The 13,522-nt window shown below is 61.9% G+C and carries 11 protein-coding genes; 2 read left to right on the top strand and 9 right to left on the bottom strand.

The window, feature by feature from the left end:
* Positions 1 to 15: 15 nt before the first annotated feature.
* From prfB to KJF94_RS02305, 9 genes are all read right to left on the bottom strand, one after another.
* Positions 16 to 1,111 (bottom strand): peptide chain release factor 2 gene (prfB, locus tag KJF94_RS02345; protein ID WP_139272976.1). Its coding sequence is split into 2 segments (ribosomal slippage): positions 16 to 1,038 and positions 1,040 to 1,111, totalling 1,095 coding nucleotides; the frame shifts between segments, so codons are not numbered across the junction.
* Between the two features lie 258 nt (positions 1,112 to 1,369).
* Positions 1,370 to 2,371 carry a response regulator gene (locus KJF94_RS02340; RefSeq protein ID WP_214380902.1) on the bottom strand — a complete coding sequence of 334 codons (1,002 nt, stop codon included), beginning with the start codon at positions 2,369 to 2,371 and terminating at the stop codon, positions 1,370 to 1,372.
* 48 nt (positions 2,372 to 2,419) lie between these two features.
* Entirely contained in the window at positions 2,420 to 3,430 is a 1,011-nt protein-coding gene (locus tag KJF94_RS02335; protein ID WP_214380900.1) for a chemotaxis response regulator protein-glutamate methylesterase, read from the bottom strand.
* A complete protein-coding gene (locus tag KJF94_RS02330; RefSeq protein ID WP_214380898.1) occupies positions 3,427 to 5,736 on the bottom strand; it encodes a hybrid sensor histidine kinase/response regulator in 2,310 nt (769 codons plus the stop codon). The genes KJF94_RS02335 and KJF94_RS02330 overlap by 4 nt, the downstream gene beginning before the upstream one ends.
* Positions 5,733 to 6,416, bottom strand: coding sequence for a chemotaxis protein CheW (locus KJF94_RS02325; protein WP_214380896.1), 684 nt, complete (start codon positions 6,414 to 6,416; stop codon positions 5,733 to 5,735). Before KJF94_RS02325 ends, KJF94_RS02330 begins: the two co-directional genes overlap by 4 nt.
* Positions 6,413 to 7,681, bottom strand: coding sequence for a CheR family methyltransferase (locus KJF94_RS02320; protein WP_214380894.1), 1,269 nt, complete (start codon positions 7,679 to 7,681; stop codon positions 6,413 to 6,415). The genes KJF94_RS02325 and KJF94_RS02320 overlap by 4 nt, the downstream gene beginning before the upstream one ends.
* Positions 7,678 to 8,214, bottom strand: coding sequence for a chemotaxis protein CheW (locus KJF94_RS02315; RefSeq protein WP_214380892.1), 537 nt, complete (start codon positions 8,212 to 8,214; stop codon positions 7,678 to 7,680). Before KJF94_RS02315 ends, KJF94_RS02320 begins: the two co-directional genes overlap by 4 nt.
* Positions 8,214 to 9,836: a methyl-accepting chemotaxis protein gene (locus KJF94_RS02310; RefSeq protein ID WP_214380891.1), complete on the bottom strand. Its 1,623-nt coding sequence runs from the start codon at positions 9,834 to 9,836 to the stop codon at positions 8,214 to 8,216. The genes KJF94_RS02315 and KJF94_RS02310 overlap by 1 nt, the downstream gene beginning before the upstream one ends.
* A gap of 247 nt (positions 9,837 to 10,083) precedes the next feature.
* Positions 10,084 to 10,806 (bottom strand): tellurite resistance TerB family protein, encoded by a 723-nt coding sequence (locus KJF94_RS02305; RefSeq protein WP_214380890.1) that lies wholly within the window; start codon positions 10,804 to 10,806, stop codon positions 10,084 to 10,086.
* A 186-nt stretch (positions 10,807 to 10,992) separates the two neighbouring features.
* On the opposite strand from KJF94_RS02305, the gene KJF94_RS02300 reads away from it, so the two are divergent.
* Together KJF94_RS02300 and KJF94_RS02295 are read left to right on the top strand one after the other, a co-directional pair.
* Entirely contained in the window at positions 10,993 to 11,907 is a 915-nt protein-coding gene (locus tag KJF94_RS02300; RefSeq protein WP_008072897.1) for a LysR family transcriptional regulator, read from the top strand.
* Positions 11,908 to 12,007: 100 nt separating this feature from the next.
* Entirely contained in the window at positions 12,008 to 13,495 is a 1,488-nt protein-coding gene (locus KJF94_RS02295) for a gamma-aminobutyraldehyde dehydrogenase (protein WP_214380889.1), read from the top strand.
* The last annotated feature ends 27 nt before the right edge of the window (positions 13,496 to 13,522 follow it).

The raw sequence follows: 13,522 nt of genomic DNA, 5'->3' as shown, positions 1-13,522 counted from the left end.
GTCTTGACTGGCGGGTTACAAGCCTTGTTTCAGGCTGGCCACCAGGTATTCGTCGATGTCGCCGTCGAGCACCTTGTCGCAGTCGCTGCGTTCGATGTTAGTGCGCAAATCCTTGATTCGCGACGCATCGAGTACGTAGGAGCGAATCTGGTGACCCCAGCCGATGTCCGACTTGGTCTCTTCCAGGGCTTGCGAGGCGGCGTTGCGTTTCTGCACTTCCTGCTCGTACAAGCGCGCCCGCAACATTTTCATCGCGGTGTCTTTGTTGGCGTGCTGGGAGCGTTCGTTCTGGCAGCTGACCACGGTGTTGGTCGGTACGTGGGTAATCCGTACGGCCGAGTCGGTGGTGTTTACGTGCTGACCACCGGCACCGGAGGAGCGGTAGGTGTCGATGCGCAGGTCCGACGGGTTGATGTCGATTTCGATGTTGTCATCGATTTCCGGCGACACGAACACGGCCGAGAACGAGGTGTGACGGCGGTTGCCCGAGTCGTACGGGCTCTTGCGCACCAGACGGTGCACGCCGATTTCGGTACGCAGCCAGCCAAAGGCGTATTCGCCCTTGATGTGCACGGTGGCGCCCTTGATCCCGGCGACTTCACCGGCCGACAGTTCCATGATGGTCGCGTCGAAACCGCGTTTGTCAGCCCAGCGCAGGTACATGCGCAGCAGGATGTTGGCCCAGTCCTGGGCCTCGGTGCCGCCGGAGCCGGCCTGGATGTCCAGGTAGGCGTTGTTGGCGTCCATTTCACCGCTGAACATGCGTCGGAATTCGAGTTTTTCCAGGGACTCGCGCAGACGCTCGACTTCGGCGGCGACGTCATCGACGGCGGCCTGGTCTTCTTCCTCTGCGGACATCAGCAGCAGGTCTTTGGCGTCGGCCAGGCCGGTGTGCATTTCGTCGAGGGTTTCGACGATCTGCGCCAGCAGGGACCGCTCGCGGCCCAGTTCCTGAGCGTACGACGGGTTGTTCCAGACAGACGGATCTTCAAGCTCGCGATTGACTTCAGTCAGACGCTCATGCTTTTGATCGTAGTCAAAGATACCCCCGAATAGTTTCGGAGCGCTCGGACAGGTCCTTGATACTGTTAAGGATCGGGTTGATTTCCATGGCGGGCAGCACTCGTTGGCGAACTTTTGAAAGCCGGCGAGTATAACGTAATCAGACTGTCACGGCAGCCCGCCTGGCGGCTTTAGCAGCGAATGATTAAAGCCAACGCCGAGCAAATCTGTGGCGAGGGAGCTTGCTCCCGCTGGACTGCGTAGCAGTCCCCTTCTTTTTGCGGATAAGAGGGGCCGCTGCGCGACCCAGCGGGAGCAAGCTCCCTCGCCACAGGGGTATTTGCCAGCCAGGAGATGCGGTCGGAAGTTACTCGATGCCGACTTGATTACGCCCATTGTTCTTCGCCAGGTACAGCCCCTTGTCAGCCGCCGAGATCAATTGCCGGCTATCGCTGCCCGGCTGCGGGATCATGGTCGACAGGCCGATGCTGATGGTCAGGCTTGAGCCTTCGCAGGGGAAAATGTGAGGGATCTTCAGCGCCTCCACGGTCAGGCGGAGCTTTTCCGCCACCAGTCGCGCTCCACCCGGTGTGGTATTGGGCAGCACCAGGACAAACTCTTCACCGCCATAACGGGCCGGCAGGTCCGAAGGCCGGGCGCTGGCGTCACGGATGGCTGTAGCGACCTTGCGCAAGGCTTCGTCGCCTTCGAGGTGGCCAAAGCTGTCGTTGTAGGACTTGAAGTAGTCCACATCGATCATCAGCAACGACAGTTGGCTCTGATCACGCAACGAACGGCGCCACTCCAGCTCCAGGTATTCGTCGAAGTGACGGCGATTGGACAACCCGGTCAGGCCGTCCGAGTTCATCAGCCGTTGCAGCACCAGGTTGGTGTCGAGCAATTGCTGCTGGCTGACCCGCAACGCGCGGTACGCCGCGTCGCGTTGCAGCAGGGTCATGTAGGAGCGCGAGTGATAGCGGATGCGCGCCACCAGCTCGATGTTGTCCGGCAGCTTGACCAGGTAATCATTGGCCCCGGCCGCGAACGCCGCGCTTTTGATCAGCGGGTCTTCCTTGGTCGACAGCACAATGATCGGAATATCCTTGGTGGCCGGGTGATTACGGTACTCGCGCACCAGGCTCAGGCCGTCGAGGCCGGGCATGACCAGATCCTGGAGGATCACGGTCGGTTTGATCCGGATGGCCTGCGCAATCGCCTGATGTGGGTCGGCGCAGAAGTGGAAGTCGATGTTTTCTTCATTCGACAACCCGCGGCGCACCGCCTCGCCGATCATGGCCTGATCGTCCACCAACAACACCATGGCGGCATTTTCGTCGGTCTTGAAGCCGTCGAGCTTTATGTCATTCATGTGCGGTCACCTGAGTACTGCCTGGTCCAGGATTGCTGCTAAGCGTAGTCATTTGGTGAAGATCTCCAGCAATCGTGGCGCTATTCTGTCCAGCGGGCGAATCTCCACAGCCGCGTCGATGGCCGCTGCCGCTTTCGGCATGCCATACACCGCACTGCTTTGTTGGTCCTGAGCGATGGTCAGGTAGCCCTGTTGACGCATGAGTTTAAGCCCCTGCGCGCCATCGCGCCCCATGCCGGTCAACAAAACACCCACGGCATCGCCGTTCCAGTAACTGGCCACGCTCTCGAAAAACACATCGATCGAGGGCCGATAGATCTCGTTGACCGGCTCGGCGGTGTACACCAGCGTGCCGTTTTTCAACAAGCGAATATGGTGGTTGGTGCCGGCCAGCAGCACGGTGCCCGCCTGCGGCGGCTCGCCTTCCTGGGCCAGGCGCACGTCCAGGCCGCTTGCGCTGCTGAGCCACTCGGCCATGCCGGCGGCGAACACCTGGTCGACGTGCTGCACCAGCACGATAGCGGCCGAAAAATCTCGCGGCAGCCCCTTGAGCAGCACTTCCAGCGCCGCCGGCCCGCCCGCGGACGAACCGATGGCGATCAGTTTTTGCCGGGAGCCCGAGTGGCGCAACGGACTCGGCGCGGGTCGCGCCCGATTGCCCTTGTCGCCGATCAACCAGCTGATGTTCAGGATCTTGCGCAGTAGCGGCGCCGCCGCTTCCTGGGCATTGCCGGCACCGATCGCCGGCGTATCGACCACATCCAGCGCCCCATGCCCCATGGCCTCGAACACCCGATGCACGTTCTGCTCGCGGTCGACCGTGACAATCACAATGGCGCACGGCGTCTCGGCCATGATCCGCCGGGTCGCCTCGACGCCGTCCATCACCGGCATGATCAGGTCCATCAGGATCAGGTCCGGGGTGTTTTCCACGCAACGTTGTACCGCCTCGGCCCCATTGCCGGCGACCCAGATCACCTCGTGCGCCGGTTCAAATGCCAAGGCGCGGCGCAGAGCCTCTATTGCCATGGGCATGTCGTTGACGATTGCGATTTTCATGCTCGCGCTCCTCCGATGAGCTCAACCACTGCATCAAGCAGGGCGTCGTCATGAAAACTGGCTTTGGCTAGATAATAGTCGGCCCCGGCGTCCAGTCCACGACGACGGTCTTCTTCACGGTCTTTGTAGGACACCACCATAACCGGTAGCGATTGCAATCGATTGTCCCGGCGCAATAAAGACACCAGTTCGATGCCATCCATGCGCGGCATGTCGATGTCGGTAATCAGCAGATCGAAATCCTCCGAACGCAGGGCGTTCCAGCCATCCATGCCATCCACCGCCACGGCCACGTCGTAGCCGCGATTGACCAGCAATTTGCGCTGCAACTCGCGAACGGTCAGCGAATCGTCGACCACCAGGACCCGTTTGCGCGCTGCTTCGACCGCCTGATTACTGTGGCGGGCAATACGTTCCAGGCGACCGGTATTGAGCAGTTTATCCACGGATCGCAGCATGTCTTCGACGTCGACAATCAGCACCACCGAACCGTCGTCGAGCAAGGCGCCGGCGGAAATGTCCTGCACCTTGCCCAGACGCTCGTCCAGCGGCAAAACCACCAGCGTGCGCTCGCCGATAAACCGTTCGACCGCGACGCCGTAGATCGCATCGCGCTCGCGGATCACCACGACCTTGAGGGTTTGCTGACTGTTCTGACTCGCCGGGCGCTGGAGCAATTGGCTGGCGGCGACCAATCCGACGTGCCGGCCCTCGTACCAGAAGTGCTGACGGCCTTCGACCTGCACGATGTCCGCCGGCTCCAGGTCGCACATGCGCTCGATGTGAGCCAGTGGAAACGCATACGCCTCGTCGCCGACTTCCACCACCAGGCTGCGCACCACCGACAGCGTCAGCGGCACTTCGAGGTGGAAGCGGCTGCCCTCGCCCGCCGTCTGCTCCAGCACCACCGCGCCGCGCAACTGACGAACCATGTGTTGAACCGCGTCCAGGCCGACGCCGCGTCCGGACACTTCGGTGACTTTGTCCCGCAGGCTGAAGCCCGGCAGGAACAGAAACGTCAGCAGTTCCTCTTCGCTCAGCTGCGCGGCGGTGTCCGGCGGGGACAACTGACGTTCGATGATGCTGCGGCGGACCTTTTCCAGGTCGACGCCGTTGCCGTCATCGCTCAGTTCCAGCACCAGCAGGCCTGCCTGATGGGACGCGCGCAGGCGGATCAAACCTTCTTCCGGTTTACCGGCCAGCAGCCGCTGCTCCGGGGATTCGATGCCGTGATCGACGGCGTTGCGCAGCAGGTGCGTCAGTGGCGCTTCGAGTTTCTCCAGGACATCGCGGTCGACCTGGGTTTTCTCGCCCTCGATCTCCAGCCGTACCTGTTTACCGAGGCTGCGACCCAGGTCGCGGACCATGCGCACTTGCCCGGTCAGCACATCGGCAAACGGCCGCATGCGACAGGCCAGCGCCGTATCGTATAACACCTGCGCCCGTTGACTGGCCTGCCAGGCGAATTCATCCAGTTCGGCGTTTTTTTCCACCAGCAATTGCTGGGATTCCGCCAGCAACCGGCGAGCATCGTCGAGGGCTTCCCGGGCCTCCAGGCTCAAGGTCTGCTCCTTGAGGTGGACATTGAGGTTTTCCAGTGCCCGCAGGCCATTGTTTTGCATGCGCTTCAAGCGCTGCATGGTGGCCAGGTGCGGTTTGAGCCGCAGGGTTTCCACCAGGGATTTGCTCGACAGGTCGAGCAGGCTGTTCAAGCGTTCGGCGGTGACCCGCAGGACACGCTCGCCGTTTTCGGTGGTGCGTTTGGTGTTGCGCAATGCGACGGGCTCAGCCGGCACGTCGGGCGCTGACGGCGCGGCGATGATCGGCTCTATTTCTGGAATCAACAGTTCGACGGATGAGACTTCTGGTCCGGTCATGAACGGCGCAATCGGCGTGCTGATCGGCGCGGCGAGTGCCAGCGGATCCAGCAAGCGCGCCATCAGCGCCACATAGCCCTCGATTTCCGCAGGCGCCAGTGCGTTGTTCGGTGTGGCGATGCGCATCAGCAAATCGGTGCCTTGCAGCAAGGCATCAATGTGATCGGGCCGCAGATACAACCGGCCTTCCTGCGCACTGACCAGGCAATCTTCCATCACATGGGCGACGCTGACCCCGGCGTCGACCCCGACGATCCGCGCCGCGCCTTTGAGCGAGTGGGCCGCGCGCATGCACGATTCGAGGTGATCGGCCTGGGTCGGATCGCGTTCAAGCGCCAGCAGACCCGCGCTCAACACCAGGGTCTGGGCCTCGGCTTCCAGGCTGAACAGCTCCAGCAACGAGGCGTCGCGCATTTGCTCGGGGGTCATGTGAGGCTCCGGGTCACCGCGGACAGCAGCTGTTCTTCATCCAGCCAACGCAGGCTGCGACCTTTGAATTGCAACACGCCACGGGTGTATTTGGCGCTCGCCTGGCTGCCGGAGCGGGACGCCGCGTCGAGGGTGTGCTCGTCGATGGCATGGATGCCATCGACCTCATCCACTGGTACCACCACCGGCCCACCGTGGGCGGCAATGATCAACATCCGCGGCATCACGCGCGCGCCTGAAGCCACGCTGCTGGTGGCGTCCAGGCCCAGCAGTTCCACCAGCGAGAGGCACGCCACCAGCGCGCCGCGTACATTCGCCACGCCAAGCAAGGCCCGGGAACGCTGGTGCGGCAGGGAATGGATGGCTTGCAGCGGCGCCACTTCCACCAGGCTGCGAGTGGCCAGGCCCAACCATTCTTCGCCCAGGCGAAACATCAACAGCGAGCGGGTTTTCACATCGCTTTCGACCGCGACCGCGACTTGCCCGCGGTCGTCCTGTTGCAGCGCGTAGCGGTCAAGCAAACGCGTGGCGGCGGCCGAATACACCGCGCAATTGCGGCAGTGAATGTGGTCGATCAGCAGCGGGCAGGATTTGTCGCCGTGGATACCGATGCGATTCCAGCAATCGTCGATGGCCTGGGCATCTTCATGGGTGAGGCTAAAGGTGTCGGCGGCGGTCATCGTTTGCGCTCACTGTCTGCGCGCTCGCTGCGGGCGGCGCGGTCCTGCAATCGTCGGGCGCCCGCCGTGTCGCCCTGGGATTGCAGCAAGGCCGCCAGGTGCATCAACGCGTCGGGATGTTGCGGTTCGAGGTACAACGCCTTGCGATAGAACCCCTGGGCTTCGAGGGCACTGCCGGCGACATCGCTGAGCAGTCCGAGCCAGTAAAACACCTGGGCCACCGGTTCATGGCTGCGCAAATAGCTTTCGCACGCGGCGCGGGCTTCGGCGCTTTTGCCTTCGTTGGCCAGTGCGGCGATGTTGGCCAGCAACGTGGCGGCGTCCGGATTGGCAGCTTTCGTCACCACCGGCAGCGGCGTGACAGTTGCGAAAGGCCGGTTGCGCACGGGTGGCGGCGTCACGCTGCGCACCGGCTGACGCGCCGGCAGCGGTGTCGGCACAAAGGCTGGAACAGGTTCAGGCGCAGATGCGCTCTGACGACTGAACGCGAAAGACTGCGGTATACCAATAGAGCGCATACCGAAGCGCCCCAGCAAACTGCCCTCGGCCGGGCCGATAAACAGCACGCCGTCGACATGGGTCAGGCGCTTGAGCACTTCGAATACTTGTTGTTGAGTCGGCTGATCGAAATAGATCAGCAGGTTGCGGCAGAACACAAAGTCATATGGCGGTTCGTTGGCCAGCAACGCCGGATCCAGCAGATTGCCGACCTGCAAACGCACCTGTTCCAGTACTCGCTCGCTGAGGCGATAGCCATCGCCTTCAGCGATGAAATGCCGGTCGCGGAACGCAATGTCCTGGCCACGAAACGAGTTCTTGCCGTACAGCGCACGCTTGGCTTTTTCCACCGACAGCGGGCTGACGTCCATGCCTTCGACTTTGAACTGGTGCGGCTTGAGTCCGGCATCCAGTAACGCCATGGCGATGGAATAGGGTTCTTCGCCGGTGGAACACGGCAGGCTGAGGATTCGCAGCGCGCGCATGTTGTTGATGTCGACCAGTCGCTTGGCCGCCAGTTTCGCCAGGGTGGCAAAGGACTCCGGGTAACGGAAAAACCAGGTTTCGGGAACGATCACCGCTTCGATCAGCGCTTGCTGCTCATCCCGCGAGCCCTGCAAGGTGTGCCAATACTCATCGGCCGTCTGCGACCGCGATGCGGTGCTGCGCTGGCGCACGGCACGCTCGATGATCGCCGGGCCCACCGAGGTCACGTCGAGGCCGATGCGTTCCTTGAGAAAATCGAAAAACCGCTGATCGCTGCTCATGGCCGCTCCTCAAGCAACGCCGGATCCAGTGGCGGTGACGGAAACAGCAATGCGCGGACCTGTTCATCCAGCAGGTCGGCGACACGCACCCATTGCAGCAAACCTTGCGCATCTTCACGAACAGGTCCGAGGTAAGGCGCCTGGCGATTGTCGAGGCCATAAGGCTGAAAATCCGCCGGGTTGCAGCGCAGCGTGTCGGTCGCCTGTTCCAGGATCAGCCCGAGCAACTGCGGTTCAACGGTTTCATCCGGACGGTAATTGACCAGCACCAGTCGCGTGCTGGTGCGGGCCTGAGCCGGTAAACCGAACGTCAGCGCACTGAGGTCGATGACCGGCACCACCGTGCCACGATAGGCAAACACCCCGGCGACCCAGTCCGGTGCGCGGGGAATCGGCTTCAACGGCAGACGCGGCAGCACTTCCGCCACCTCGATCGCTTGCAAGGCATAGCGCTCGCTGCCGATGCGAAACACCAGAAACAACGCCTGCATCGCCGGCTTAACGGCGATGCGTTTGGCCGTGAGTTCGCTCATCAGACTTTGAATCGCGAAACGCCGCTACGCAGCCCGACGGCCACCTGGCTCAGTTCGTCGATGGCGAAACTGGCCTGGCGCAGGGACTCGACGGTCTGGCTGCTGGCATCGCCCAACTGCACCAGCGCGTGGTTGATCTGTTCGGCACCGGTGGCCTGGGCCTGCATCCCTTCGTTGACCATCAACACCCGCGGCGCCAGCGCCTGAACCTGATGGATGATCTGCGATAGCTGCTCGCCGACCTGTTGCACCTCGGACATGCCGCGGCGCACTTCTTCGGAGAACTTGTCCATGCCCATGACCCCGGCCGACACTGCCGACTGGATCTCGCGTACCATCTGCTCGATGTCGTAAGTGGCCACGGCGGTCTGGTCCGCCAGACGCCGCACCTCGGTGGCGACCACGGCAAACCCGCGGCCGTATTCACCGGCCTTCTCGGCTTCAATAGCAGCGTTCAGCGACAGCAGGTTGGTCTGGTCCGCCACCTTGACGATGGTCACGACCACTTGATTGATGTTGCCGGCCTTCTCGTTGAGGATCGCCAGTTTGGCGTTGACCAGATCCGCGGCGCCCATCACCGAGTGCATGGTCTCTTCCATCCGCGCCAGACCCTGCTGCCCGGAACCGGCGGCCACCGAGGCCTGATCGGCAGCGGTGGAGACTTCGGTCATGGTGCGCACCAGATCGCGCGAGGTGGCGGCGATTTCACGGGATGTCGCGCCGATTTCAGTGGTGGTGGCGGCGGTTTCCGTGGCGGTGGCTTGTTGTTGCTTGGAGGTGGCGGCGATCTCGGTGACCGACGTGGTGACCTGCACCGACGAGCGCTGAGCCTGGGACACCAGCGACGTCAGCTCGGTCATCATGTCGTTGAAGCCGGTTTCCACGGCGCCGAACTCGTCCTTGCGCTCCAGGTTCAAGCGGCTGCTGAGGTCGCCGGTGCGCATGATTTCGAGGATCTGCACGATGCGGTTCATCGGCGCCATGATCGCGCGCATCAGCAACAGGCCGCAAAGGCCGGCGGCCATTATCGCCACCAGCAGGGAGATGCCCATGATGATTTTCGCGGTGCCCACGGCGTCATCGATGTTCGCCATGTCCTGGTCGGCCACCGCTTTGTTTTCACGGAGGATGTCATTGAGCTTCAGGCGCCCGGCAGTCCACGCCGGGGTCAGTTGTTCATTGAACAACTTGATGGCCTCGGCCTCCTGATTGCGCTTATGCAAGTCGAGCACGGCGGCCAGGAGCTTGCCGTAATCCTCATGGAGTTTTTCGAAGACCGCGAATTCGACCTTGTCTTCATCCGTGGTGACGGTGGCGCGATAGTTACTCATCGCTTCCTGCACACGCGCTTCAAAGCTTTTGAAGTCCGCGGCGTCCTCGGCACTGATGCCCTGCCCTTCCTTCAATCCCAGCATTTCCTGGGTCTGGAGAAAACTGTCAACCCAGGCGCCACGAATCGTCGAGCTGTAATACACCCCGGGAAGCGCGTCGTCACGAACGCTGGCTTCGCTGGCCTCGATCTTCAACAGCCGCGAATACGAGACGACGACCATCAGCAACATGATGGCGATAATTACCGCAAAGCTCGCCAAAATGCGTTGGCGCAACGTCCAGTTCTTCACAGTCAGTCCTCGGGGCCGTTTCAAATGCTGGGGAGTATAGCCGAGGGTGGTGTTTCATATTTAAGACGGATGCGCGGCATTTCTCATCCAGAGGAAAAACGTCGGGAAAGCTATGAATGATGTGGCGTAGTTGATGACGTCTTCGCTGGCAAGCCATGCTCCTACAGGGCTTGGTGTCGCTCACAAATCATGTGGTCGACTCAAATCCTGTAGGAGCATGGCTTGCCCGCGAAGGCGGTCTGGAGACTTACAGGGCAGCCTGGCGCACCTGTTTTTCCAGCTCGGCCTTCAAGCCCGGTTCCAGCTTCAGCTGGCGGGCGAGTTCATCCAGGTAGGACTTCTCCATGAAGTTCTCTTCGTCCACCAGCATCACGCTGGCGATGTACATCTCGGCGGCCATTTCCGGGGTGCTGGCGGCGCGCGCCACATCGGTTGGATCGAGCGGTTTGTTGAGTTCGGCGTGCAGCCAGTGTTGCAGCTCCTGATCATTGTCGAGTTTGGTGAACTCGCCTTCGATCAACGCGCGTTCGCGCTCATCGACATGGCCGTCAGCCTTGGCCGCGGCCACCAGCGCCTTGAGAATCGCCTGACTGTGTTGCTCGACCTGGGCGGCCGGCAGGCGATCCACGGTTTGCGGTTCGTGCTTCGGCGCCGTGCCTTGCTGGGCTTGCCAGTTACCGTAGGCCTTGTAGGCAATGACGCCCAGCGCTGCGAGGCCGCCGTAGACGGCGACTTTGCCGCCAACCTTGCGAACCTTCTTGTTGCCGATCAAAAGGCCCATGGCGCCCGCCGCCAGCGCACCTCCACCCGCGCCCGAGAGCAAACTGCCAAGGCCACCCGAACCACCGCTGCCGCCGAGCAACCCGCCCAATCCACCGCTGGACGCCTTGTTCTGCGAGCCACCGGCCTTGTTCTGCAACATGTCCTGGCCAGATTTGAGTAACTGATCGAGCAATCCACGGGTATTCATTCTTGCCGCCTCCACAAAAGGGGTAAACCGGACACTAAGGCCACCAGCCTAGATCGAAAGTGCCCAGCCCCTCCCGGCGAGAGTACTTCCAGATGTTGCTCATCTCCTGTAACACCCGAACAGCCCATCGATTAAAAAGATATACACTCAAGCGAATCTATAAAAACCGCCCACCGGTAATTCTTCATGATGACATTGCGTCAAATTCGCCATTTCATCGCCGTGGCCGAGACCGGCTCGATCTCGGCCGCCGCGCAAACCGCGTTCATTTCCCAATCGACATTGACCCTGGCCATCCAGCAACTGGAGCAGGAAATCGGCGTCGGGCTGTTTAACCGACATGCCAAGGGCATGACGCTGACGCACCAGGGACATCAATTCCTACGCCAGGCGCACCTGATTCTGGCAACGGTCGACAACGCCAAGCGCAGCCTGCAACAAAGCACAGACCAGGTCGCCGGGCAATTGATCATCGGCGTGACCAGCCTCGTCGCCGGTTACTACCTCGCGGATTTGCTCACCCGTTTTCAACGCGCCTACCCCAACGTCGAGATCCGCGTGATGGAGGACGAGCGCCCGTATATCGAGCATTTGCTGGTCAGCGGCGAGATCGATGTCGGCGTGTTGATCCTCTCCAACCTCGAAGACCGCCACGCCCTGCAAACGGAAGTGCTGACTCATTCGCCCCATCGGTTGTGGCTGCCGGCCCAGCATCCGCTGCTGGAACACGACAGCATCAACCTCGCCGATGTGGCCCGTGAGCCTCTGATCCAACTGAACGTCGATGAAATGGACCGCAACGCCCAGCGCATGTGGTCGGCGGCGTCGCTTCAACCGCGCATCACTCTCAGAACCGCTTCGACCGAGGCGGTGCGAAGCCTGGTGGCCGCAGGATTGGGCGTGTCGATCCAGCCCGACATGACCTACCGCCCATGGTCATTGGAGGGCGACATCATCGAAGCGCGGCCGATCGCCGACCTGAGCCAGACCCTCGACGTCGGTCTGGCCTGGCGTCGTGGCACGGCACGCCCGGCGTTGGTGGACCCGTTCCTGACCGTCGCTCGCGAGCAACCCCATGGCGGGCGTAAGCCATCTATTTAATCGAACGCCACCTTCAGTATTTAGTATTTGTCGACCTCGGGTCCGGGCACTAGTCTTGGTACATCTATAAGACGGCCGGGCCCCAGTCACTGGGAGCAGCATGGCCACACAAGAAAAGAGATCCCGAAAAATGGCTGGCGCGCAGACCCCGTTGTTCACCGCGTTGTTGATCGATGGCGAACTGGTCGCGGGTCAGGGTTTTGTCGAACCGATCCTCAACCCGGCCACCGGTGAGGTGCTGACGCACATCGCCGAAGCCAGCACCGAGCAAGTCGAAGCCGCGATCCTCGGTGCCCATCGTGCCTTCGCCAGTTGGTCGCGGACCACCCCACAGCAACGCTCGAACTTGCTGCTGGACATTGCCAACGCCATCGAAAAACAAGCCGACCTGCTCGCCCGCCTCGAATCCCTGAATTGCGGCAAACCCTTGCACCTGGCCCGCCAGGACGACTTGAGCGCGACAGTCGACGTGTTCCGCTTCTTCGCCGGCGCCGTGCGCTGCCAGACCGGCCAGCTCAGCGGCGAATACCTGCCGGGCTACACCAGCATGGTGCGCCGCGATCCTATTGGGGTTGTAGCGTCCATCGCGCCGTGGAACTACCCGATCATGATGGCCGCGTGGAAAATCGCTCCGGCCCTCGCGGCCGGCAATACGCTGGTGTTCAAACCGTCCGAGCACACGCCGCTGTCGATCCTGGCCCTGGCGCCCGCGCTGGCCGAGATCCTGCCGCGCGGTGTGATCAACATCATTTGTGGCGGCGGTGAAGGCGTTGGCAGCCACCTGGTCAGTCACCCGAAAATCCGCATGGTGTCGCTGACCGGCGATATCGTCACCGGGCAAAAAATTCTGCAAGCCGCGGCGAAAACCCTGAAGCGTACGCACCTTGAACTCGGCGGCAAGGCGCCGGTGATCGTCTGCAACGATGCCGACATTCAGGCCGTGGTCGAAGGCGTGCGCACGTACGGTTACTACAACGCCGGTCAGGACTGCACCGCCGCCTGCCGGATTTATGCACAGGCCGGGATCCATGACCGACTGGTCGCCGAACTCGGCGCAGCGGTCAGCAGCCTGCGCTTCGCCGGCAAACGCGATGCCGACAATGAAATTGGCCCGCTTATCAGTACCCGCCAGCGCGACCGCGTGGCCAGTTTCGTCGAACGCGCCCTCGGCCAGCCGCACATCGAGCGGGTGACCGGCGCGGCCGTGCATTCCGGCGCTGGTTTCTATTACCAGCCGACCCTGTTGGCCGGCTGTAAGCAGAGCGATGAAATCGTCCAGCGCGAAGTGTTCGGGCCGGTGGTCACCGTGACCCGCTTCGACGGGCTCGAGCAAGCAGTGGATTGGGCCAACGATTCGGAATACGGCCTCGCATCTTCGGTCTGGACCCAGAACCTCGACAAAGCCATGCAAGTGGCCGCGCGGTTGCAGTACGGCTGCACCTGGATCAACAGCCATTTCATGCTGGTCAGCGAAATGCCCCATGGCGGCCTGAAACGCTCGGGCTACGGCAAAGACCTCTCCAGCGATTCGCTCCAGGACTACAGCGTGGTGCGGCACATCATGGCGCGCCACGGACAGCATCTCTGACTACGCTAATAACAAGCCGCTAACGGC

It is taken from the genome of Pseudomonas hormoni, assembly GCF_018502625.1.
GTDB classification, from domain to species: Bacteria; Pseudomonadota; Gammaproteobacteria; order Pseudomonadales; family Pseudomonadaceae; genus Aquipseudomonas; species Aquipseudomonas hormoni.
This window is presented reverse-complemented; position numbering and strand designations above follow the sequence as displayed.